The sequence below is a fragment of the Nitrincola nitratireducens genome (assembly GCF_000585235.1).
Taxonomy (GTDB): Bacteria; Pseudomonadota; Gammaproteobacteria; order Pseudomonadales; family Balneatricaceae; genus Nitrincola; species Nitrincola alkalisediminis.
Genome location: NZ_AONB01000003.1, coordinates 40,807 through 64,992, shown reverse-complemented (window position 1 = coordinate 64,992; position 24,186 = coordinate 40,807). Strand labels below are relative to the sequence as shown.

The following is a 24,186-nucleotide window of genomic DNA, read 5'->3' as shown; positions in this document are numbered from 1 at the left end:
TTCCGAAAAAATTAAAATGCCTCCGCATTCGGTTCTCTGAACTAAGGACTTGTTATGACGAATACATTCAAACTATTACTGTCAGCCCTTGCTCTATCAACCTTAGCAGGTTGTGCCCATCAAGTACCGGGATGCAGAACAACTGCATGTGGCGACATGATCGGATCACCCGATAGCAGCTGTGTAAGATCGTCGCGTTGCGATCAATTGATTATCCCAGACGAACAGGTCTTAAACGTTGTTGGCTATGGCGCACCCCGCAATACCTTTGAAAGTGCACCGCAGCGCCGCTTGATGGCACTGAGAGCCTCTGAAGTCGATGCGTACCGCAAAATGGCTGAGCAAGTCTCTGGCGTCCATATTTTTGGGGATACCAGCGTTGATAACTTTGTAGCCAATCATGATCGACTCAGAACCCGCTTAAACAGCTTCATTCAAGGTGCCACCATTACACACCAAGAGTTCCAAGAGGACGGCGTTGCAATCACCTACATGGCGCTAAAGATTAGCCGTTCTGAGCTGCGCAGACTCCTTGAGTCCGAAAGACTCTACCACACTCGTGGGCATGGCCTGATTCAAGGTAGCGCATACCGTGATACCCTTTATTACGCACCACGCTACTAACAGTCTCTCTGTCACAAGGATGTGACCTGACCATCGGATAGGGTTCATACATGCTTAGACGCATTTTCATTCCATCACTGCTCACTTTCATGCTGATTGCCTCGAGTCATGCGAACAGTCAGGCATCATCTATGACGTATCAAGTCCAAGCGGGTGACACGCTCAGCGCTCTAGCGAAGACGCACCTTGGAGATGAACGCAGATGGAGGGAAATTTGGTCTTTAAATCCACAATTACGCAACCCCAATGCCCTTCGCGCTGGCAGCAGCCTCCTTTTGCCTACATCTGCCACACATAATGCAGGGCAACTGAGCACCCAGACGCATCCATCAAGAGAAGCGCTAGCGCAGCAATACCGAGCCGCCGTTCGTGACGAGGTCGCGGGAGGGTCCCTGCAGCGCTTTGCTGATCGACGCACACTCGCTACCGATGCCCAACTCGCCCAAGCTCCACGCGTGCAAGCCAATCTTAGTGAAGGACAGGCGCAGGTTATGTACGCCTCAAATGTCTCCAGCCTGTACAATATTGGCGAGCGTTACCCGGTATATGCCATCCAAGAATCCCATACTGTCACTCAGAATCAGGCCGTCCATGAGTTACTCCGTGTGGGTGAAGCACAACTAATGCATAAAGAAGCTGATCGGGCCAAATTCCACTTAATGAGTCAAGCGCCCAACCGACAAGAATCCACTCTTTACGTACTACCCTCAAACCCGTATAGAAACTTGCAAACCAGTGCCATTCGTGAGCCCCACTCCCCCGGCAACAACGAAATGCGTATTACCCGTGTTTTCCACAACGAACCCGACGGAGTGTATGTACTCTTGAACCAAGGCACCAATCAGGGCGTCGGTGCTGGACGCCTTGCGCACTACTATAAAAAAGATTTCGTTAGCGAAGAGCAAGGCCGGTTGATTGAGTACCCAACAAGTCCTGCAGGGGTTTTACTGGTGTTCAAGACCTTTGAAAACAGTAGCTTTGCGAAGGTTTTAAGTGCACAACGCATCCCAGCACCGGATGATCGTGTCAACTGACGGCAAATGATTGCAGAAACAGACTAAATTATCTAACGTATACCTTTCCGTACTCTTTGGATAATCTGCAATGTGGTGTTTAAGACTCGTACTGACAAGCCTACTCCTTCTCTCGTTCAATGCGTGGGCGGATCTTGTTGTTGAAGCAGATGGCAGTGCAAGCATCATCAACGGTGACTTGATCAGTGCGCGTAGAACTGCAATCGCTCATGCAGCAGAAGCTGCTGCCATGCGTAGTTCAGCTTATGTTTCATCCACATCGATTGTTCGAAATGGAACCATTGAGATCGATAATGTTCGAATGACATCACTCGGGCGCGTAAGTAACATTCAAGTCATCAACGAACGCGTTATCGACAACGTTTTATTTCTGCGTATTCGTGCTGATGTCAGTATGGATGAAGGCTGCTCCGGCGATATTAACGAAGTCGCTTACCATAAAAAAGTAGCCTTTACCGCTTTCCCCTTACAACACCCCATCCATGCAAACACAGGTGGTCTGCATAAAATTGTGCACCAAATGCCCGACCTACTCGCACAACAAGTTCTTCAACAGCCCGGATTCGACACACACCTTGCAACGCATATGACGCTTCATCCAAATCTAAACAATGCTCCCACTCAAACCTTAGATGATGGAACGCTCACCAATATTCAACGTCACACCGAACAAACGCAAGTGCAGTACATCGTGTCAGGCGTAATACGCGATATGCAGCCTCTAAGCCCGATTGGTCCAAGAGAGCCCAACCTTCTGGTTGATCTTTACCATCGTATGGATCAGACCCATACTCGTCATCAACGCAATTTTGTCTTTGACTTGTTTATCCATGATGCTCTCACGGGTGCTCTTTTCTATCGACAGAGCTATAGCACGAGTGGCCGCTGGAATGCGGGACAAAAACAAACAGGGTTTGCGACTCAAGCCTTCTGGCAAGAAGACTATGGTATTCAAGTGTTGAATCTGTTGCGCCAAGCCAGCTTAGACATCCGTGATCAGTTACGCTGCCAACCCTTTAGTGCGCGCATCACCCGCGCTGAAAATGATCGGTTGTGGATAAATGCGGGTGCCATGAGCGGTTTGAAGGCTGGCGATCGACTCAGTGTTTACCGTCGCATGACCTATTACGACCCACTTCATATGCCGTATGCCGAGCTCAATAATACGCATGTCACGCTTACGCTTGATAATGTTCAACCCAATTTTGCCAGCGGTCGGATTAATGATTCATCTCAGAATGTAAATATACAAGTCGATGATATCGTTAGAAGCCACTGAGGTGTTGACAGGCTGCTCGACTCGCCTTAGGCTTCCTGACTTTTACACCCTTACCTGAAAGTGAACGGAGCCCAACATGCAAAGCGAGCTGTTTAACCAGCTAGAAGAAAAAATTGAAAGTCTGATTGAAGAGGTTGAAACACTTCGTCTTGAAATCAGTGAGCTAAAAGGCGCTCAAACCGCACTTGAACATGAACGCAATCACACACAAGATAGACTGCAAGCGCTATTAGGTAAGTTTGACCGTTTAGCAGACAGTGCCGATCTTTGATTGTTTAAGTAGCTTGGACCTTTTCCAAGCTACTTAATACACTTGAGCCTAGGGCTTTATTGACCGCGGATGTTTATTTCAACGCGACGGTTGAGAGCACGACCATGGGCTGTTGAGTTATCCGCAACCGGACGACTCGGACCGTAGCCAACCGCATTTACCCTCATCGGACTTACACCAGAAGAAATTAAACGCTGGGATACACTCTGAGCACGTCTTTCTGATAAAGACTGGTTATATTGCAAAGCACCCGTACTGTCCGTATGGCCCTCTACATTGATGTAGGTTTGATCATACTGGCGTAACACATTGGCAACGGAGTCTAGCGTTTGATAGAAAGAAGGGTCTATCCGATCCTCATTGGTTGCAAAGGTAATACTGCCTGGCATAACCAATTGGATTTCATCACCCACACGATTGACATCAACGCCCGAACCTTGCAACTGCTGACGCAATTGCGCCTCTTGTTGATCCATATAATACCCAATACCGCCACCCACCGCGGCACCTAATAAGGCACCAACCAAGGCGCCTTCATTGCGATTCCCCTTACCTGCAACAGCCGCGCCCAGTGCTGCTCCACCCAGCGCACCGCCCGCGCCGCCACGAACCGTATTTCCACCCGCAGGCTGCATGGTTGTACATCCACCCACAAGCGCGGCTGAAGCCAACACCACTGCTATTTTTTTAATCATTATGAACTCCTAAGACTGCTATGTATTGATAAGCGCTATCTAAAACCAGTTTAGCTTAACCTTTGATTAAGCGCCCATATTATCGACAAACTCAAACAATCACTTGCCGAGAATACTGGTATGGATCTGCCTGAAGGGATAAAATACGGTGATTGAACGTTCATTTGCATTAGCCCATCAAGGAGCCACCCCTTGTCACAGCTTCCTGTTATCGTCGGTTTCGGCGGCATCAACCCAGCCGGAAGATCCTCTTCCCATCATGCGTATCGCCGCTTAATTTTAGATCAACTTGACGCTAACAGTCGAAATGAAACACTTGTATCGCTTGCGTCGCTCATGGGGCTCATCCGTTTTAATAATGGTCAGTTTGAGGATCAACTCGGCGACGTCATTTCGTTTCCAGACTTTCCGATGGGGCTCACACAGCAGATCTTAGACAACACGCTCATCCGTCGAATCCATCCCGATTGGTTTGATGTGAATCATCTTCTTTTCAATCGCCCTGCCACGCTTCAAGGCAGTGATGGCTCACTGGTTTTCAAATTACGCAATAAGCATTTACCGGCACAGATCCCGGCCAACTGGATACTCACTCCCCTAAACACTAGCGAAACTCAAGTCAGTATTCAGGGTGGCTGTGATGTCTTGTTTAATGACACACGGGTTGCTGCAGTTCAAAGCGCAGGCATGCTACCCACTGGTTTTGATCCAGGCAAACTGTATCAATCTCGCAACCATCCTCGTGGCTTACAAATGAGCGTCTTTGCTGCATCCGATGCCTTACGTTCGGTAGGGATCGATTATGACTCAATCGCAGCACGCCTTTCGCCCGATCAGATCGCTGTCTTTGCGAGTAATTCAATCGGACAACTGGATGACAATGGGTTTGGTGGATTAACCAAATTTGCCGCCTTAGGCAAAAGAACCACGTCAAAGCAAATGCCGTTGGGCTATGCTCAAATGCCCGCCGACTTTATTAATGCGTATTTACTCGGCAATGCGGGCATGACTGGAGGCGCCTTAGGAGCCTGTGCGACCTTCTTGTACAACCTTTACAATGGTGTTCAAGAAATACGAAGCGGTCGTCGCAAACTTGTACTTGTTGGCGGAAGCGATGCCCCAGTCACGCCTGAAATCATCGAAGGTTTCAGAGCCATGGGCGCCTTGGCTGAAGACAAGTATCTACAAGCGCTTGATAACCTAGAATCCTTGAGCAATGCGGACTACCGTAAAGCATGTCGCCCATTTGGTAATAACTGTGGTTTTACCATCGGTGAGTCCAGCCAATACCTCGTGCTCATGAGCGACGATCTGGCCATTGAAACAGGTGCACAGATCTTCGGTGCGATTGGCGATGTGTATGTTCATGCCGATGGCCATAAGAAATCCATTTCAGCCCCCGGTATTGGCAACTACATGACGCTTGGCAAGGCCGCTTCCTTTATCCGAAAGATGCTGGGAGAGACGTCACTCAAAGAACGTAGTTTTGTCCAGGCGCATGGCACGAGCACACCTCAGAATAGAGTCACAGAATCTCATGTTATTAATGAGACCGCCAAAGCCTTTGGTATTGAACACTGGAACGTATCAGCGGTTAAGGCCTTTGTGGGACACTCACAAGGCTGCGCAGGTGGTGACCAAATTATGGCCTCTCTAGGTGTTTGGCAATACGGCATTCTTCCAGGTCTGATCACAACACCCGCTATCGCCGACGATGTGCACCACAGTCATTTGAATTTATCCTTACAGCATCAGAATGTCGGTCCAAAAGGAATGGACAGTGCAATCATTAATGCCAAAGGTTTTGGGGGTAACAATGCAAGTGCCGTTTTGCTCTCGCCACATGTTGTCAACCAAATGCTGGAAAAACGCTACTCGAAAGACGTCTTGAGCACGTGGCGAAATAAGCAAGAATCGGCCCTTGCGCAGGCACAGCAATATGACCAAGATAGCCAAAAAGGTCTCAGCAAGCCGATCTATTTATACGATAATCATGTTCTCAATGGCGAAGACCTCGGTATTAGTGACACTGAAATCAAGCTACCCGGTTACGAGCACGCGATTTCAATTGACGTTGAAAACCCCTATGCGGATTTTCAAAAATAAGTTTTAGCATGGAGCATTAGTTGTGAAAAAACGATTTCTCGCCTTAGCCCCCCTAGTCTTGCTGTCGGGTTGTTTGAGCCTTGGGCAAACGCAACCTAACGAGAACAGTGCACATAACCGCTACTACACGCTTGATGCTCAAGCATTACGCCTGTGCCAAGGGGACAGTCGCACACAGTGTTTTGAGCTAAACAGAATTGCTGGGGCTCGCTTCATGTTCAAACCCATTGAAGATAAGTACGGTCAGACTGTTCAACGTCCAAATTACCCGAGAAGCCTAGCCATGATGCTCATTAATCCTCCGGATCAAAGCTATGTCAGTGAGCGTGTTGATGTAGACGGTCAAATCTATCGACTGCCTGCCAATGACCACACGAATTTGGCATGGCGTACTATCGATAATATTTTCAAAACCATTTACAGTAAGTAATTCACACCAAAACACTGGCGAGCATTACGATTCGTTTGCTCAGCGACATCCTCAAGACTGACACCACTGAGCTCTGCAAATGTTTCAGCAACCCGACGCACTTGAGACGGTGTGTTGGGTTGCCCTTGAAACCCTTGCAAAGGCATATCCGGAGAGTCCGTTTCAAGCACCCACCATTTAAGTGGTAAACGCTGCACTAACCCTTGAAGCTTTGTCGCCCGCGAATAGGTTAGGCTTCCTCCCATCCCTAGATAAAAGCCAAGTTTGGCATATTCGCGCGCCTGCTGTTCACTTCCTGAAAACGCATGCACCACACCACCCGCTTGCCCCCGTACCCTCCTTAAGCGAGATAGCACCAAATCATGCGCCTTAACAACATGCAAGATCACAGGCTTGCCTAAACGTCTCGCTAACAGGAGCTGCTCATCAAACAAAGCAAGCTGGACCTCCATTGCCGCCATCCCCTCTCTGGCATCAAGACCTATTTCACCTAAGGCACAGACACGGGAATGAGAGAGCAAGCCTTGCAGTACATCTAGATCGCTGCGCTGATGCTCTGAAATAAAGCAAGGATGCAGCCCTAAGGCTGGATAAATGCAGGGAAAATCGTTGGCCATTTGCAAAACGTTTTGAAAGCGGGCACGTGTCACACTGGGTACAACAAATTGTCGAACACCCACTTGCAGGGCCTGTTCGACAATCTGCTGACGGCAACCATCAAACACTTCAAAGTCTAAATGACAATGGGTGTCAATGAGATGCATAGCTTAGTGCTCGCGTGTTGCTCTGAAAGCAATATCAGGCCAACGTTCTTGTGTTAAGGATAGGTTAACTCGGGTAGGGGCTAAATAGGTTAAGAGCCCTGCACCATCAAGGGCAAGGTTTTCATACCCCTTACGCTTAAACTCTTCAAGCATTTTGGTATCCTTGCACTCAACCCAACGGGCTGTCTGAACAGAAACACCTTCGTATAAGCACTCGACTTTGTATTCATCCTGAAGACGATACACCACGACTTCGAACTGCAGCTGCCCGACCGCGCCTAAAATCAAGTCATTGTTCTTCAGCGGCATAAACAATTGCACCGCACCTTCTTCTGATAACTGCTGCAAGCCTTTCTGCAACTGCTTCATTTTTAATGGATCTTTGGGGCGAACACGCCGAAACATTTCAGGGGCGAAGTGAGGAATACCTGTAAACTTAAGCACTTCACCTGCCGTAAAGGTATCGCCAATTTGTATCGTGCCGTGATTGTGTAAGCCGATAATGTCACCTGACCACGCCTCTTCAACATTTTCACGATCTCCGGCTAAAAACGTCACGGCATCGGCGATCCGAACCTCTTTGCCTGTGCGCACATGGCGCATTTTCATGCCGCGCGTATAGCTGCCTGAACAAATGCGCATAAATGCAATGCGATCTCGGTGTTTTGGATCCATATTCGCTTGAATTTTGAAAACGAAGCCACTGAAAGTTTCTTCTCTCGCGTCGACAGGTCGAGTTTCAGTCGGTCGCGCGGGTGGCGCAGGAGCCCACTCAACAAAATCTGTTAGCATTTCACGAACACCAAAATTGCCCAGCGCTGTTCCAAAAAATACAGGTGTTAGTTTTCCGTCAAGGTAGGCCTGTTGATCCCAAGCATGAGTGGCACCCTTAACCAACTCGATCTCATCAACAAAATTCTCGTACTCATCGTCTAACAAGGCTTTGGCTTCATCGCTGGCAAGTCCATGAATACGACGATCATCCTGCAAGGTATGCCCCTGCCCAGAGGTGTATAGGTGCAGAGTATCCGTGTACAAGTTGTATACGCCTTTAAACCATTTTCCCGAACCTATTGGCCAGTTGATTGGAGCGGCTTCTATCTTCAGTACTTGCTCAATCTCATCAAGCAAATCAATTGGATCACGAATGTCGCGGTCGAGTTTGTTTACAAACGAAAATATGGGCGTGTCGCGCAAACGACAAACCTCCATCAATTTGATGGTACGTTCCTCAACCCCTTTAGCGCCATCGACCACCATCAATGCCGAATCAACAGCCGTTAGGGTACGATAGGTGTCCTCTGAGAAGTCTTCGTGTCCAGGCGTATCCAGAAGATTAACCGTGCGCCCGTTAAACGGAAACTGCATCACCGAGGAGGTAATAGAAATCCCCCTTTCTTGCTCCATCGTCATCCAGTCTGACGTCGCATGGCGATCACTGCCACGCCCTTTCACTGTACCAGCGACCTGAATCAACTGGCCGAGTAAGAGTAATTTTTCGGTAATCGTGGTTTTACCCGCATCAGGGTGGGAGATGATAGCAAAAGTGCGTCGTTTGTTAACTTCGTTAATAAAATTCTGGTGTGACATTAAATGATTCTTTTGATTTGAATGCAGATATATCAACCTTTATTAGACCATGCAAATTGCGTACACACGAATGGCCTAGTAGGTTAATGATGAATGACGGCTATTTTCGCTGATCTTGCACCGATACACAATCTATCTAGTAACCGAAGCACGCACAATAACGTGCCTACCGCTTGGGTAGGTGTTCAACGTTTGAAACACTAGGCCATCACCAACACTTCTGGTGCCTGACACCTCAGTAGACAAAGAAGCTTAGAAAAGAGCAATAAAGGATCATCCACTTACGTGAATCGTTAACTCTGAGACAAAAAAATAGACGTTAATTGATCACCAAGGCATGCTGCATCAAAGGGTTTTTCTATAACAGAAACAGCTCCTGCCTTAAGGTATTGTTGCTTTTCATTCTCTTGAACCCTTGCTGTCATGAAGACAACAGGCGTACGTTGTGTTTCACTTTTAATTCGAATCCGTCGCAAGGTTTCCAAGCCATCCATCTCAGGCATCATCACATCAAGCAAAATCAAATCAGGCTGGAAATGTTCTAGCCGTTCTATAGCCTCTTGACCACTTGATGTTGAAACCAGCGTAAACCCTGAAAGATCAACCAGTGCAATTTCTACAATATCTCTAATCGACTCATCATCATCTACATGTAGAATTTTTTTCAGTTGCATGATTGCCCCCATACCCGCACTAGGATCCGTCTGGTTACACTATAGCTCAAATTTAGTTAAAAATGTTTCAGTCCAACCTGAAGTATTTCATTCATCCACGATTAGGTGAACAAAAATACGCTATAGTTCACCTAGATTTTGTCTATTCAATGCGACATTCAAAATGCGCTAGTCGGCAAAACCATCCACCTCAATCGTTATTTTCTTACATCACAGAAAGCCTCTTAGGCCCAACAGGGAAAAACATGGACATTCTACTTCGTAACAATGTCAAAATATCGGGTGACCCAACGCAACCCACGATACTTTACGCCCACGGCTTTGGTTGCAGTCAAGCCATGTGGTCTAGCATAACACCCGCGTTTGACACTCAATCACAGCAAATACTTTTTGACTATGTAGGCAGTGGCCAGTCTGACGTTCGTCACTATTGTTTCAATCGCTACGAAACGCTTGCAGGATATGCTCAGGATATTCTTGAAATTTGCGATGCCTTAGACATTCATCAGGACATCATTTTCGTAGGTCACTCAGTGAGTTGCAGCATAGGCATACTGGCTGCGAACGCTCGACCACACCTCTTTAAAAAAATGATACTTTTGGGTCCTTCACCTTGCTTCTTAAACCTTCCTCCAGAGTATCTCGGTGGATTTGATCGTGAAGACCTAGAAGGTTTACTTGATCTAATGGATCAAAACTATTTAGGTTGGGCAAGCTATTTAGCACCCATTGTTGCTGGCGTGAGTACCGCCTCAGAGATTTCCGGTCGATTATCTGAAAGTTTTTGCTCTACAGATCCAATCATCACACGCCACTTTGCAAACGCAACGTTTTTTTCTGATAACCGTCAAGACTTTTCAAACTTAAAAGTACCAAGCCTAATCCTTCAACACAAAGAAGATGCGCTTGTTCCATTATCAGTTGGAGATTACGTGCATCAAAAAATAGAACACAGTAGATTAAATGTTCTAAATGTTGCAGGTCATGCCGCACATATGAGTCATCCTTCACTGGTTATTGAAGCCATGAGCGACTATCTAAAACCGGAATTTTCCCTTTGAAAGTCAACTTAGAACTCAACGCACTTCCCTGCTCTGTCATTGTTACTGACCTATCAGGTCACATCGTATTTATCAATGATTTCGCACTGACATCTCTAGGACTCACGCTTCCTTTAACGACCCATACAATTGAAGCGCTTTTTCCACCATCCGCAAAGATTTTCCTTCATACACATCTATGGCCTTTATTGCGCAACGACGGTGCTATCAATGAAATCTACTTAAAAATGAATCGAACTCATCAATCTCCTTTACCGGTTCTATTAAACGTATCGAAAGGTGACTTCAAAGAGTGCTCATGCTACTTCTGGGTTATTTTCCCTGCAGAACAAAGAGCCAGCTTTGAACAAGAGCTTTTAAGCACTCGAAAACAATTGCAGCTCTTGGCGAAGGATGCAGACGAGAGCCGCTATATGCTTCAAACTGTTTTGGATGGAACACAAGACATAGGAATATTGGCTGTTTCAAACTTGGGACTCATTCGCTTTGCAAATACAGGCATGACAGACTTAACGGGATTACCACCTGAAGGCCTTATTAACCAATCAATATTTGCTCTTTTCCACGACAGCTCACCGGAAGAAAATCCTTTAAAATCATTATTTTATACATCAACTGAGGAAAACCCCTCTATAGAAAGGCCATTCTCGATTAATACATTTGAAACCAAAATTAGAAGGATCAGCGAAAATATTGATGTTCAGATTCAAATACGGCAACTGGACAACTCTAAAACAGCTCAAGACATAGCGTTCATTATACTGATTATTGATATCCAAAAACGAAAAAAATATGAAAAACTTCAAGATGATTTTATTGCAAATATAAGCCATGAATTCCGAACACCCGTTACCGCTATACTGGGAAGTCTTGATCTAATAGATTCAGAAAAAATAGGCAACCTACCGGAAAAGATCAAGAAACTAATTAAAAATTCGCTTAGTAATGCACATAGATTGAAAGCATTGGTTAACGACGTTGTTGATTTCGCAAAACTTAAATCAAACAAATTAAATATCGAATTACGTAATGTGGAGCTATACCCCTTATTAACTAGGTCCACTGAGCAACACAGTACTTACCTTTCTGAAAAAGGTATTCGCCTTGAACTTTTCCAGTTTGAATCGAACATTAGTATTTGCGTTGATCCGATCCGATTTGAGCAGGTCATATCAAACTTATTATCAAATGCTATCAAATTCTCTCCTAGTTTTTCAAAAGTTAAAATAGATATTTATGTAGAACATAATAGCGTAACCATATCAGTAGAGGACCAAGGACCTGGAGTCAAACCTGATTTCATTCCTTTTTTATTCACTCAGTTCAGACAAGAAAAAAGTGATATAAATCGTCGATTTGAGGGGTCAGGATTAGGATTAGCGATCAGTAAGCAACTGATTGAAGGAATGGGAGGTAAAATAGGTTACAAACCAGCATTATCCAAAGGCGCTATTTTTTGGGTCTCCATCCCCATCCACGTTAAACCTATACTTTAGTACTCTTTTGGTATCGATCTGAATCCGCTTTCTGGCGACCTCACGTTCAGACATCTACACTCAATAAAAAACCTTGGTACGACAATAATGAAGTATTTAATCTTAAAGGTATTATCCTATTGTAAATAAAAAGTTGGCACTAGATTTTTATCAAAGTACCTAATTGGGTACCAAAGCATGAACATGTAAGCTGAAAAAGGTCGAACCTTATCTAACATCTAATTCCCTCTTAAACATTAACGATCGATATTACTCAAATGTTCAGCTAACTCATTTATCTTAGACACGGTGTCTTTAACTAGTTTATCAATTTCACTACTAGCATCCTTTGAATTAGCAGCAAGACTACGGACTTCATCTGCAACAACAGCAAACCCTCTTCCAACATCCCCTGCTCTGGCGGCCTCAATAGCAGCATTCAATGCAAGTAAGTTGGTTTGTTCAGAAATACCATTAATTGTCCCAACAATATTACTGATTGTCTGACTAACACTAAGTACACCTTCCATCGCATCTCTGGTCTGTATAACAGCCATTTTACGCCCAGTAACGTCTACACCAAAGAACACATACTGAGTCGCTTTTTTCTTAAAATCTCTTAAAATACAAAGCCTCGCATCCAGTGACAATAGTTTATTGCCTTTTTCTAAGCTGATTTGAATACTTGTAAAACTCTTTTCATCCAACTCTTTTCTTGCATTATCAGATAAACTTTTTAGAACATAATCAATACATTCATCATGAGTAAAAAAACCTTTTATCTTTTCATCCAATAATTTATTTGCACTTAAAAAACGTCCATTAACATCAAACTCCATAAGAACCAATGCTTCACCAATTGCTTCCAACTTACGTGTAAAATCAAGGGCCATCTGTTTGACATCTGTTATATTTGCTTGCACCGATATGAAATTTTTCAGCTGGCCAGATTCACTAAAGACAGGATTTATAGATAACGAAACCCAGTACGGATCACCTAATTTTGAGTAATTTAAAATTTCATCATAAAAGGGTTCTAAGCTATGAAGATGGTGCCTAATTCTCTCGACTGTTCGGATATCGGTCCCTGGCCCCTGTAAAAACGAGCCTGGTTTTTTTCCTATAACATCTTTTGATGGGTATCCAGTTAACCTCTCAAAACCTCTATTAACATATTGAATAAGTCCATTGGGTGTTGTAATTATAACGGCATTATCAGTCTCATTGGCAACCAAAGACAACATTTCTCTTTCTTGACGTTTATTTACTTCCTCGGTTACGTCTTTGACAAAAGCGGTATAAACTGTTTTATCATCTAGTCTTACCTTTGAAAGTGATAATTGCCCCCATAATAATTCACCATCTTTTCGTTCTATTTTAATTTCTCGACTTGTTCCGACTATTTTATCTTGACCAGTATCACGATTTGCATTAACAAAACCATCATGCTTTGACTGTATTTCTCTCGGAACCAACATTTTTACATTTTGACCAATCACCTCATCTCTTGAATACCCCCAAAGATTAGCTGCGGCTGTGTTGTAAAACGTAATATTATTTTTATCATCAATACAAACAACAGCATCGAGGGCTTGTTCAAGTGTTTGGTTAATCATTTCGCGAGATTCACGCTCCTTCGTAATATCACGAATAAAAGCTGTATAGTACTTTTTTCCTTTAACATTCACTTTGGATAATGACAATTGAACCCAAATTTTATGTCCATCTTTATGCTGAAGTTGAACCTCACGCGAGCTACCAACAATTTTATTCTGCCCTGTTGTTCGATGAGCATTTACATAACCATCATGATTTTTATGAAGTTCACTTGGCAAGAGCATTGCAACATTTTTGCCTTTTACCTCGGATGCTTTGTAACCCCATAGTTCCTCTGCAGCTGGGTTAAAGAAGGTGATATTGTTTTTTTCATTTATGGTTACTATAGCAATGATAGCTTGATTTAGAGCTTGTAGGGATTCAGACGCATTAAATTGGAAAAACATATACGGCCTCACTTATTATTTAAAATTAGCTATCAGAACCGCTGACATCTTCGAACTAAAGGTAAAAATTAAAATAAGCTACTACATATAAACTCAAATCCAAAGCTTTAGCCTTTATTATACGCTCAATTTCATTTAATAGATCCTACCTTCCAAAATCTGAAATTTCAAACAGCCAGCGTATTAAAAAGAAAAACTAAAATGGAATTATAATCAAACCCATCATTAAAATTAGCAAAATCATAATATTTTATAGCCAATCGATCAAAAAAAATCAACACCCATATGAAAATTTAATTGTTTTTTTAAAAAATAACAACTATCTTTATTCATAAAATAGACTTTTTGCAAACCTTGGTACGACAATAATGAAGTATTTAACCTTAAAGGCATTATCCTGCTTAATCCTATTGCAAATCAACACACAGGCAGTGGCCACTCCAGACTATCAAGCCGTGATTGACTCAGATCAGCGTGGCAAATGCTTTTATGGATATGTGGCGCGAAAAACAGGTGATCACACCAGCGCTATTCGAATCTTTGAGGACTGTATTGCTCGTTGGCAAGATGGCTATTCCTACATTGGGCTGGCACAAATATATGAAACAGGTGTTGGCGTACAGAAAGATCTCGCTTACGCAAATACCTTACTGCGCACCGCCGCTGAGCTTGAAGGTGGCTATGCCAGCCTTGCGAAATACAATTACGCCCTCAACTTGTTCGAGGGCAAGGGGGTCGAGGCCAATCCAGACTTGGCGTGGCAGTGGATGAGGCTCTCAGCAGAGGACGGTTTTACGCCAGCTTTAGAATATTTAAAGTTAAAAGGTGCCCCTTAAAAAGTACAGATTTTAGTCAACTAAGACGATCGGCTCTAGACCATTCTTACGTGCAAATTCAAGTAACAACCCTTTTGACCGTATCTCGTCCATAAAATGATTGACTGTCTTTAACCATTGATCCTCATTGAGTGGGACTGCATACGCATAATCCGTTGGTGCTAGTGGAGTTGGAGGCTCAATAAGACGAGCCCATTGAGTTAAAGACACCATTCTGAGCGCATAAGGGTAGTCGGTCATGAACACATCCGCCCTGCCAGACATAACTTCTTGTTCTCTGGCCATAAAATCATCCACCACGGTTAGTTCGGCATACTCTAATTGATCACGCATTACAGGTTCCATATACGTGCCTTTTTGAGCCACTACTATATTGCCTAGCTGATCTATATCCTCCCATGACTGTATATCTGAATTGTTCTTTCGACCCACTGCAAAAATACCACTACGGAGATGCGGTTGTGTAAACGCCATAAACTGCGCACGATCTTCACGTACTCCAACACCATGCATGGCTATATCGCAACGATTGTTTGATAAATTTTCCACAAGCATCGCAAAAGAACTGTCTACAAAAATGATGTTTACATCAAGAAACTCTGCAAATGCATGCGCAATATCGATATCAATCCCCTCTAACATTTGAGTACGAGGATTACGATACGTAATGGAGTAATAGTCCGGCCAAATACAGACACGTAATTCGTTATTCATTTTTATATTGAGCAATCGGTCAGCTTTTTTGGCACTTAATTCTTCAGCAATGCTGACGTTGTACACATATAGAAGCATAGCAATCAGACCAAAGCGCTTTAATTTCATTTCGTGAGTTCCAATCTTATGTGCTAGAATTGCGGAGCTTAAATGTTAATAGATTAAATTGGAAGCGTAGGGTTGAGTACTTTAGATCTACAAAAACTTCAGTCTGTTCGCTCGATATTTAGTTTACACAGGTTATACACGCATTGGCGTTTCCTTGTGTTAATTGTCATACTGTTTTTTGCTTTGATCAGTACCGTAATAATGACGGTATGGAGCAGTCTCAAAAAAGAAAATGATCTTAACAATCAAAGAATTACATTCCAAAGCCAAATATTAGAGCGCAGTATTACACGTACACTCGAGTCTGTGGAAGCCAGTATTCTTTCACTGGAAACACTCATCCCTCAACGTCCTCTAGACACTGAAGACCCAAGTTGGCTCGCCCGCTTAAGAGAGCGTATTGATGACACCCTATACTTCGCCCCTCATATTCGTCAAATTCTCGTTCTGAAAGACACATCCGTCTTAATAGACAGTGCAGGACGCAGTGAAGGTAAACATCTTGATACTCAGCATCTTCAACTGGATCAACATCGAAACTCACGTTCATCAAATGGTTTAATTATCTTTGGTTCAATTGATCAACGTTTTGTCCCCATGACGGATCAAATGACCATCCGTTCTAACCACTCAATACTGATTACAGGTCTTCCTTTATGGTTTAAGGAGGAAAAGGGGGAAACCTACTGGATACTTGTTGCACTCAATCCAGATTACTTCACTGAGCTATTCGATCAGAACGAAGGGGCAAATGGTGCTCATTTTGATTTAAGCTTAATCGGCTATGATAACGAACGCTTAATTTCAACATTACCTGAGCATACTCCTTTACCCGATGTATCCTTCTTACTTGAGTCCGGGCTTAAAACTCAACGAATACCATCCGAACACCTGACGCACGCCTTGAGTCTTTCATTGCGTTACCCTGTTATCATTTCGGTCACACAATCAAAGCAGGACCTTCTTTACAACTGGCGCTCCAGTAACAAAAATCAAATGATGATGCTGGTTGCTTTTCTTCTACTTATACTGGTTTCTTTTACTGGCCTCTTTATCGAAGTACTGCGGCGTTCTGTTATTCAAGAACAAAAGAAGCTTCTTTTTAGTGCAGTCGAACACTCAACCGCAGCCGTGATCGTTACAGATAAATACCGTACTATTGTTTATGTCAATTCTGCAGTTGAACGCTTGTTTGGATTTTCATCGGATCAACTTATCGGACAAAACCCAAATTGTTTAGCCAGTGGCTTAACCTCTCCCGAGGTGCTCAATCAACTTAACACACATTTGCAGCAAGGCTTGGATTGGGAAGGAGAGTTAATAAACAAAACCATCTCAGGTCATCCAATCATCGTGGCCACTCGAATCTCTGCCGTTAATAATGATCAACATGAGCTTACGCACTTCGTCGGCATCATGGAGGATATTACTGAACGACAACAACATCTCGCATTACTGCATGAGCAAAACATCAAACTAAGCCAGCTTGCAAGCGTATTTAGCCATGCTAACGAAGGGATTATGATCTGCGACCCAAATGGGGTGATCCTGGAAGTTAACGATGCTTTTTGTACAATCACTGGCTATGAACGATCAGATGTGATTGGGCAAACACCCAGATTACTCAAATCTGGACACCAAGACTCACAATTTTATGCTGAACTTTGGAGCGCGATTCAACAAGATGGAAATTGGAATGGAGAAGTCTGGAATAGGCGAAAAAATGGCGAAGTGTTTATAGAGCACCTTACCATTACGGCGGTTCGAGATGAAAACCATACGATTGTTCATTACGTTTCATTGTTTACTGATATTAGTCTTCAAAAACAGCAGGAATCTCGTCTGCAAAAAATGGCGCATTTCGATCTTTTAACAAACCTACCCAATCGTTCTTTGCTCTTAGACCGCTTGAAACAAGCAATACTGAATGCTCATCGCCATCATCGTAAACTGGCTGTTGTCTTTATAGATTTGGATGGCTTCAAAAGAATCAATGATGAATATGGGCATGACGCAGGCGATAGTTTACTGCGCTTCGTAGCCAAGCAAATGAGTTTATCCCTGCGAGAAGGCGATACATTAGCAAGGATTGGTGGCGATGAATTTGTTGCAATCTTAACCGATCTTAGTGATCAAGATGCCTGTAAAAGAACGGCCAAGCGCCTGCTTCAAGCATGCACGACCACGCACACGTATAAAGACAAGCGCTTTAATGTTTCGGCTAGCTTGGGAATAACGTTTTACCCGCAGGAAAAAACACTCGATTTCGAAGATTTATTAAAACAAGCCGATCAAGCGATGTACGAAGCAAAGCTATCTGGCAAGAATCAATTCAGCATCTTTACTCAAGTCATCGAGTGAGTTCAAGCAAGGCACTTACTCTACAATAAACGCCCCTTTCATCAAAGCAGAATGCCCAGGAAACGAGCAGAAGAAGGTAAGGTCTTTTCCTTTCAAATCGGCCACTGAAAACTCGATACTCGTGCTTTCCCCGCCCCCGATTAGATCCGTTGCTGCAAAAATTCGATCATCGCCTTCAGGCAAATAGTTATTCGCCGCACCCGCCGCCATGGCAGCAGTAGCAACGGCACTAAGCTGATCCGATTCAACCAATACCCAATTATGGCCCATGACTGTTTTGGCTAAATTACCCGAATGAGTCAACGTAAGATTAACGGTTTCGCACCCAGCCGGAACACGAAGCTCAGTTTCTGTAAATCTCATTTGATCTGTACTATCAATGCTCAACTCGCAGGTTGATGCAAAAGCAAAAGCAGGCAAGCATAGCAATAGGCTCGTTAGCGTAAGACGTTTCATTTGAAAACTCCGTTATTAACTGACGGATTGATAGTAATCATTATTATTACTATTATCAAATAAAAAAATAAATCACCATACATGCGAAAAATTGAAAGCAATGAATAAAAAGGATAGATTGATATCAACCGATTAAAAATAGTAATTAATGATGATTGAACGCACCCATCTTCGTATTCTTCGCGAGCTAGAGCGCAGAGGCTCCGTCACAGCTGCAGCAGATGCCTTGAATCTCACGCAATCCGCACTCAGTCATACTGTCAAAAAGTTGGAGTCTATGATTGGAGGGCCTCTTTGGGTCAAAGATGGGCGCGGTGTCCGTTTAACCCAAGCAGGCCATTACTTATTAAAAGAAGCAAAACGTGTACTGCCACAACTCGAGCGCATCGATGAAACACTGCTGCAATTTGCCCAGCATGAGCAAGGCAGCCTAAACATTGGTATGGAATGTCATCCTTGCTATCAATGGCTGCTTAAAGTTGTTAGCCCTTTTTTAAGCCAGTTTCCCAATGTGGATCTGGATGTTAAGCAAAGTTTTCAATTTGGCGGTATGGCCGCTCTTTTTAATCATGATATCGATCTTTTAGTCACCCCCGATCCATTACACAGACCCGGTGTGACCTTCGAACCTGTGTTTTCGTATGAATTGGTTCTCGTGGTGGGGGCAACCCATCCACTTCATGATCTTAACCATGTTGAGCCACACGCACTCGTCAATGAGGTTTTATTAACCTATCCGGTTGATGTGGATCGATTGGATATTTTTCAGCAGTTTTTATTGCCTGCGAATTGTCGTCCTAAAAAGCACAAAACCTTAGAAGCAACTGAAATTTTGCTGCAGATGGTTGCATCAAACCGTGGTGTCACAGCCTTACCACGCTGGCTCGTGGAGCAGACAGCCAACACCTTGCCGATTCGCCCCCTTCGTTTAGGGCAAGAGGGCATTTATAAGCATATTCACTTAGGACGGCGCGATGATGATCGCGACTCCCCATTAGTGCAGTCTTTTTTTGATATCGCTAAAAGCATCACTTTTTAGCGATGGGGTTGTATTAAACTTTAAATTTTTCAACCTCGTTACTGAGTATTTTCGACGCATAACTCAGACGCTCTGTCGAACTGAACGTTTCATTAAAGGCCTGCCGACTCGCTTCGGACATTTCATTAATGGTGATCATATTGCGATTAATATCATCTGCCGTCATGGACTGCTGCTCGGCAGCACTTGCTATCTGAGTGCTCATGTCCGCAATCTGTTCAATCGCTTTCATCATTTCATTTAACTCAGATAAGGTCACGTTGGCTAGCGTCACTGTCTCAGATGTTTGCTCACGACTCTTTTCCATCGCTTGGTGAGCACGACGTGACTCTGCGATTAATGCACCAATCACTTCACTGATTTTTTCGGTACTTTGCGCTGATCGCGTCGCTAACGTTCTCACTTCGTCTGCCACCACTGCAAACCCTCGACCTTGATCACCCGCTCGCGCAGCTTCGATCGCCGCATTTAGGGCGAGTAGATTGGTTTGCTCGGCAATATTACGAATGACATCAATGATTTGATTGATTCCCTCCGTCCTAGCTTGTAAATCATTCATCACCTGTGAGGTATCTTGAATATTATGATTCAACAGCTCTAGGGTTGTCAGCGTTGTTGTCAGCTGCTGCTGGCTATTGACCGCTTTCTCTTCAGCAATACGTGCCGCTTGCGCTGTTTGTGCTACATTGCTTGACACTTCGTGCGCACTGGCCGTCATTTCTGTCATCGCTGAGGCAACAGTATCAGTACTCTGGGCTTGGAGTTGGGTTAAACGAAGACACTCGTCCGTTTTACTATGAACACTTTGAGCTTCTTGGCTTACATCCTCTGCATTACGCTTGACCAATGTAACTAAGGTTTGTAACCCCCTCTGCATTCTACTCAACTCAGCCAGTAAACTTTTGTCGGCGCCCGGTGCCACCTCAACCTTAAGAGACAAATCCCCTTCGGCAATGGCATGCGTCACCTTTACGGCGTAGTTGACGTCACCACCTAAGGCCAAACTCATGCGACGGTAAAACACCAGACTGATAAAGGTCATTAAGGCTAAAGCAAATGCCATCAGCAGTAACGTTGAGGTAACCGCTTGGTTCCGGCGCTGATTGGCTATCTGATAGGCTGTACTGGCCTGTTCACTGCTCAAGGCTAACTCCTCAAGTAAGGGCACGCGAAAAGCTTGCCAAATGGGCGCTTCTGTCGAAATCGTTGCCAATGCCTGCTCAGTACGTGCGTTCGACGCATCTTGCATCATCTGCTGCGACAGTCGCATCCATGTGGAGTGCAACACCAGCAATCTATTCAGCTTCTCAATGTTCATTTGTTGAATTTCTGCAATGACAGCGGCCATTTCCTGTTCTGCGCGCTCATAGCTTCGATTCGGCTGCTCATTGCTGGGATTCGTAATTTTAGCCAGCACCGCAAGGCGTAAGCCTAATGACTCAGATAAAAGCTTAGACAAATGCCTTTCTACATCAACATCGGTATTAATATGCTCGACTAAGGTTTGTGCACTTTTATTCATCAACACAAAGGTTGAACCAGAGGAGATCAACATTAAGATCAAGGCTGATAGGATTAAAAGACTAAGAGAGCGCTTTATATTGATCATAACTTTCTGCTTCGCTGATGGGTAACTTAAGCATTATCTGATAAAGAAAACGTAAATCAATCATCATTTGATCTGAAATGAGTAATATTGGCATGTATCGCATTAATTTTGACTGCGTTTTATTCGATAGGCCAGCGCTGGGCGACTTAACCCAAGTAATCGAGCAGCTGCCGCAATATTGCCTTCAGATCTATTCATCGCTCTTTCAATTAACGATTTTTCGAGAGTTTCTATGCTAATCTGATGTACCAAGATTTGCTCTGATAAAGAGTCAATAAACACCCTTTCTGATGAAGGATTTTCAAGCTGACCCGATGATGTATTAATTTTTCTGACTTTATCATGTTCATGTGAACTTTTATTCCCGCTCATACTGAACAAACTCTGTTCTGTAATCGAGCTATTATCATCTGTCAGAATGATACCGCGCTCAACCGTGTTTTCCAGCTCGCGGATATTCCCTGGCCAATTGTGATCATGCAGCGCCGCGAGGGCGCGGTCTGTAAATCCTAAGGTCACTTTTCGATACTGTTTTTCATATCGCTTCCGGAAATGCTCAGCGAGGAGGGCAATATCATTTTGGCGTTCACGTAAGGGTGGAATAATGACCATATAGGCGTTGATACGGTAGAACAGATCTGCACGAAAACGCCCTGCTTTGACTGCATTTGCCAGATCCTCATTGGTCGCCGCAACAATGCGAACATCTACTTTTCGAGTTTGGTCATCGCCAACACGCTCAAGCTCTCCTTCCTGAATCACGCGTAGCAGAGCGGCTTGAGCTCTGGGTGATAATTCAACCACTTCATCTAAAAAAATAGTTCCAGCATGAGCCCTCTCAAATCGCCCTTACGGGATTGGGTCGCTCCTGTAAAAGCCCCCTTTTCCACACCAAATAACTCTGACTCAATCAACTCTGGCGGAATCGCCGCACAATTAACAGCTACAAAAGGGCCATCCTTCCGTGAACTCATGCTATGCACACGCCGAGCCAACACCTCTTTGCCGGTTCCCGTTTCGCCAATTAATAACATGGTCACCTCGGCGTTTGCTCCACGGTCTATCATTTCTAATGCACTTGTGAAGGGTGGAGCCTCACCTATTGCCTTAGGTAGATTCTCTGGGTAACCAAGACTCTGCTCTAAATCCGCGATGCGGGATTGCAGTTCGTAGAGTTCGTCAATCAATGGGGCTTCACGAAACAAATGACTAAACTCTTCGTGATCGGGCCATTCCGATGCGACTTTACCAACAATTCGACAATGCTGATCCCCTTGCCCTCGACATTCAACTTCCCGAAACTGTATATCCAGGCCAGTGAAGTAACTCGAATATGCGCATGCGTAGCCTAAAAGCATCCAGCATGCAGGCTCGTCAAGCTGCCCTAATGACATTCGACAGATTTCAACTTCAAACGAATCAACCCATTCAAACTCGGCGTAGAAATGTTTTTTAGCAGGGTCGTATTCAAGTGCTAGAGGAATAACTTTGACCATTCCTCGAAGGCAGTGAAGTTGAGGGCCGGTTAGAAAGGCTTGATCTGGGTCTGCATCTGGGTTTAATTTTTTTGCCAACTCAGCATCACGCATACCGGAATAGTACCCTAACCGCATGAAAAAGCCTTTGGCTCGCGCCATGCCTAAGGTTGTAATAATTTCCTTTCGAAAGCTTGAAAGCGCACCCAAACCCATCAAAACAGTCCGTTGTTCAGCTAACCAAATTTTGCCTTCCTCTGGATTAAAATGTAGCTTTTCAACAAGATGCTTAATGTCCGGAAACACTAAATTGCTATAAGTCATGGTATACCTTGTTTTTATTATATCGATCATGAGAATAGCTGAATTCGTCGTTTAAGTGTATCTAGACTAACGGCTCTGCACATAGCCTTTAACAGACGTTAGGTCGTTCTCACTTAACGTCTGTCAGTGTGAAAAGCGCTAAGTGCTTTATCGACCTAGCTGCTTGGCCGATTTTCCTGCGATACCAAAATGTTGTTTTGGCATTTCAGTGATAATGACACGAACCGCATCGATAGGTGTATCTAAGGAGGATGCGATTGACTCTGTGATTGACGCAATCAAACGTTCTTTTTGCTCATCACTTCGCCCCTCCATAATGTAAAGCTGCGCAATTGGCATAACGACCTCCTTTGAAGGATGCATTTTGGGCCACCCGTTTGCCTAACGGATGACACATTTCGATGCAGCCTCAATCATTAAAACACTTTCGTGAGTGCAACTCTCAACTTAGTCCCTTCAAACCCCTGTTTAACACTGTGCTCTTGGTAAACGCCTGCATCAATTCCCATCATGAGCTGTGGCCAGAAATAGCCAGCAGACAGCCCGATAGCGTGGCTTTCAGACTTTCCACTCTCTAACTCCCAGCGGCTATAACCGACAAGCCCCAAATCCAACAACCCTTGATGCTTACCTATCCCCCACTCAACTACGAGCTCATCCTTAACACCGCTTTTATCGGCTATTTCATAACGCGACAAGGCTGAGAAAGAGAGATTCTTTTTATCGTTCAAGAAATAAGTTCCCCCAAGCGTCAGCATCAGTTCGGTATAGCCAAACCCAGGATCAGCGGGGCGACTGCTTTTCCCGGTGGGACTCCAAATACCCGCAGCAGCGACTGCATCCCAACGATCACCATGCCAGCCGATTAAGGAGCCGACAAACAGGTCACCGAGTCCGGTTTGTTTGTCACGTACCATGCCGTTACCAATATCTAGATCCGTTCTGACCATAGGTAAAATCGCCTCGAAACCCAGTTGACCACCGAGCACTTCGGTTTCTGTGACCCAGATAAAACGGTGTGCTAAAGCATCCACTTTCACACGGCTATTCGGTGGTAAACCATCCGCTTTATCTGCGTCATAATGAACGGCGTAACCGCGATAGTAGACACCCGGTGGCGGTACAACGGCTGATTTTACCCCTTCAATACCGGGCACGTATTGCCCGGCATGAGAGACTAAGGGGGACAGCAGTAAGGTAGCTAAGACACTCGCTTTTAGCTTATTCATCATGTTTCCTTTATTAATGTTATTGTTGG

Annotated in this window: 22 protein-coding genes and 1 pseudogene; 11 read left to right on the top strand and 12 right to left on the bottom strand. The window is 44.3% G+C overall.

What is annotated here, in order from left to right; all coding sequences use genetic code 11:
* Positions 1–54: 54 nt before the first annotated feature.
* The 4 genes from D791_RS04245 (at position 55) to zapB (ending at position 3,208) form a co-directional block, all read left to right on the top strand.
* Positions 55–624, top strand: a complete 570-nt coding sequence (locus tag D791_RS04245) for an LPP20 family lipoprotein (RefSeq protein ID WP_081763719.1) — start codon at positions 55–57, stop codon at positions 622–624.
* A 50-nt stretch (positions 625–674) separates the two neighbouring features.
* Positions 675–1,658: a LysM peptidoglycan-binding domain-containing protein gene (locus D791_RS04240; protein WP_036508266.1), complete on the top strand. Its 984-nt coding sequence runs from the start codon at positions 675–677 to the stop codon at positions 1,656–1,658.
* Between the two features lie 70 nt (positions 1,659–1,728).
* The gene (locus D791_RS04235) at positions 1,729–2,937 is read left to right on the top strand and encodes a flagellar assembly protein T N-terminal domain-containing protein (RefSeq protein WP_036508263.1); all 1,209 of its coding nucleotides are present in this window, start codon (positions 1,729–1,731) and stop codon (positions 2,935–2,937) included.
* Positions 2,938–3,013: 76 nt separating this feature from the next.
* Positions 3,014–3,208: a cell division protein ZapB gene (gene zapB / locus D791_RS04230; RefSeq protein ID WP_036508260.1), complete on the top strand. Its 195-nt coding sequence runs from the start codon at positions 3,014–3,016 to the stop codon at positions 3,206–3,208.
* Positions 3,209–3,264: 56 nt separating this feature from the next.
* Here zapB and D791_RS04225 read toward each other — a convergent pair whose 3' ends face one another.
* Positions 3,265–3,903: a YiaD family glycine zipper/OmpA-like lipoprotein gene (locus D791_RS04225; RefSeq protein WP_036508257.1), complete on the bottom strand. Its 639-nt coding sequence runs from the start codon at positions 3,901–3,903 to the stop codon at positions 3,265–3,267.
* Positions 3,904–4,095: 192 nt separating this feature from the next.
* Here D791_RS04225 and D791_RS04220 point away from each other — a divergent pair, with 192 nt between their 5' ends.
* Positions 4,096–6,009, top strand: a complete 1,914-nt coding sequence (locus tag D791_RS04220) for a beta-ketoacyl synthase (protein ID WP_036508255.1) — start codon at positions 4,096–4,098, stop codon at positions 6,007–6,009.
* A gap of 22 nt (positions 6,010–6,031) precedes the next feature.
* Complete coding sequence (locus D791_RS04215) at positions 6,032–6,439, top strand: hypothetical protein (RefSeq protein ID WP_036508253.1); 408 nt, start codon at positions 6,032–6,034, stop codon at positions 6,437–6,439.
* Here D791_RS04215 and D791_RS04210 read toward each other — a convergent pair.
* From D791_RS04210 to D791_RS04200, 3 genes are all read right to left on the bottom strand, one after another.
* Complete coding sequence (locus tag D791_RS04210; RefSeq protein ID WP_036508251.1) at positions 6,427–7,203, bottom strand: TatD family hydrolase; 777 nt, start codon at positions 7,201–7,203, stop codon at positions 6,427–6,429. The two genes, D791_RS04215 and D791_RS04210, sit on opposite strands and share 13 nt — an antisense overlap.
* A gap of 3 nt (positions 7,204–7,206) precedes the next feature.
* Positions 7,207–8,793 (bottom strand): peptide chain release factor 3, encoded by a 1,587-nt coding sequence (locus tag D791_RS04205; RefSeq protein WP_036508250.1) that lies wholly within the window; start codon positions 8,791–8,793, stop codon positions 7,207–7,209.
* Positions 8,794–9,086: 293 nt separating this feature from the next.
* Positions 9,087–9,467: a response regulator gene (locus D791_RS04200; protein ID WP_036508248.1), complete on the bottom strand. Its 381-nt coding sequence runs from the start codon at positions 9,465–9,467 to the stop codon at positions 9,087–9,089.
* 245 nt (positions 9,468–9,712) lie between these two features.
* Between D791_RS04200 and D791_RS04195 the strand changes: the two genes are divergently transcribed.
* Together D791_RS04195 and D791_RS04190 are read left to right on the top strand one after the other, a co-directional pair.
* Positions 9,713–10,528 (top strand): alpha/beta fold hydrolase, encoded by an 816-nt coding sequence (locus D791_RS04195; protein ID WP_036508247.1) that lies wholly within the window; start codon positions 9,713–9,715, stop codon positions 10,526–10,528.
* Entirely contained in the window at positions 10,525–12,024 is a 1,500-nt protein-coding gene (locus tag D791_RS04190; protein ID WP_036508246.1) for a sensor histidine kinase, read from the top strand. The genes D791_RS04195 and D791_RS04190 overlap by 4 nt, the downstream gene beginning before the upstream one ends.
* Positions 12,025–12,260: 236 nt before the next feature.
* On the opposite strand, the gene D791_RS21350 is transcribed toward D791_RS04190, so the two are convergent.
* Positions 12,261–14,006, bottom strand: a complete 1,746-nt coding sequence (locus tag D791_RS21350; protein ID WP_036508243.1) for a PAS domain S-box protein — start codon at positions 14,004–14,006, stop codon at positions 12,261–12,263.
* 368 nt (positions 14,007–14,374) lie between these two features.
* Between D791_RS21350 and D791_RS04180 the strand changes: the two genes are divergently transcribed.
* Positions 14,375–14,842 carry a tetratricopeptide repeat protein gene (locus D791_RS04180; RefSeq protein ID WP_036508241.1) on the top strand — a complete coding sequence of 156 codons (468 nt, stop codon included), beginning with the start codon at positions 14,375–14,377 and terminating at the stop codon, positions 14,840–14,842.
* A gap of 12 nt (positions 14,843–14,854) precedes the next feature.
* Here D791_RS04180 and D791_RS04175 read toward each other — a convergent pair whose 3' ends face one another.
* Positions 14,855–15,664 carry a substrate-binding periplasmic protein gene (locus D791_RS04175; RefSeq protein WP_036508238.1) on the bottom strand — a complete coding sequence of 270 codons (810 nt, stop codon included), beginning with the start codon at positions 15,662–15,664 and terminating at the stop codon, positions 14,855–14,857.
* A gap of 156 nt (positions 15,665–15,820) precedes the next feature.
* Here D791_RS04175 and D791_RS18790 point away from each other — a divergent pair, with 156 nt between their 5' ends.
* Positions 15,821–18,025 carry a diguanylate cyclase domain-containing protein gene (locus tag D791_RS18790; protein WP_051514172.1) on the top strand — a complete coding sequence of 735 codons (2,205 nt, stop codon included), beginning with the start codon at positions 15,821–15,823 and terminating at the stop codon, positions 18,023–18,025.
* Between the two features lie 15 nt (positions 18,026–18,040).
* Here D791_RS18790 and azu read toward each other — a convergent pair whose 3' ends face one another.
* Positions 18,041–18,481, bottom strand: coding sequence for an azurin (azu, locus tag D791_RS04165; RefSeq protein WP_036508236.1), 441 nt, complete (start codon positions 18,479–18,481; stop codon positions 18,041–18,043).
* A gap of 148 nt (positions 18,482–18,629) precedes the next feature.
* Between azu and D791_RS04160 the strand changes: the two genes are divergently transcribed.
* Positions 18,630–19,520: a LysR family transcriptional regulator gene (locus tag D791_RS04160; protein ID WP_337588599.1), complete on the top strand. Its 891-nt coding sequence runs from the start codon at positions 18,630–18,632 to the stop codon at positions 19,518–19,520.
* Positions 19,521–19,533: 13 nt separating this feature from the next.
* On the opposite strand, the gene D791_RS04155 is transcribed toward D791_RS04160, so the two are convergent.
* The 5 genes and pseudogenes from D791_RS04155 to D791_RS04140 form a co-directional block, all read right to left on the bottom strand.
* Positions 19,534–21,129 carry a methyl-accepting chemotaxis protein gene (locus tag D791_RS04155; RefSeq protein ID WP_081763718.1) on the bottom strand — a complete coding sequence of 532 codons (1,596 nt, stop codon included), beginning with the start codon at positions 21,127–21,129 and terminating at the stop codon, positions 19,534–19,536.
* A gap of 102 nt (positions 21,130–21,231) precedes the next feature.
* On the bottom strand, positions 21,232–21,327 hold the full coding sequence (locus D791_RS20670; protein WP_237748524.1) for a helix-turn-helix domain-containing protein: 96 nt from the start codon (positions 21,325–21,327) through the stop codon (positions 21,232–21,234).
* A 198-nt stretch (positions 21,328–21,525) separates the two neighbouring features.
* Positions 21,526–22,928 (bottom strand): annotated as a pseudogene (locus D791_RS04150) (sigma 54-interacting transcriptional regulator); the annotation flags it as partial.
* Between the two features lie 147 nt (positions 22,929–23,075).
* Positions 23,076–23,267: a 4-oxalocrotonate tautomerase family protein gene (locus D791_RS04145; protein ID WP_036508231.1), complete on the bottom strand. Its 192-nt coding sequence runs from the start codon at positions 23,265–23,267 to the stop codon at positions 23,076–23,078.
* 77 nt (positions 23,268–23,344) lie between these two features.
* Positions 23,345–24,157, bottom strand: coding sequence for a SphA family protein (locus D791_RS04140; protein ID WP_051514170.1), 813 nt, complete (start codon positions 24,155–24,157; stop codon positions 23,345–23,347).
* Positions 24,158–24,186 lie beyond the last annotated feature (29 nt).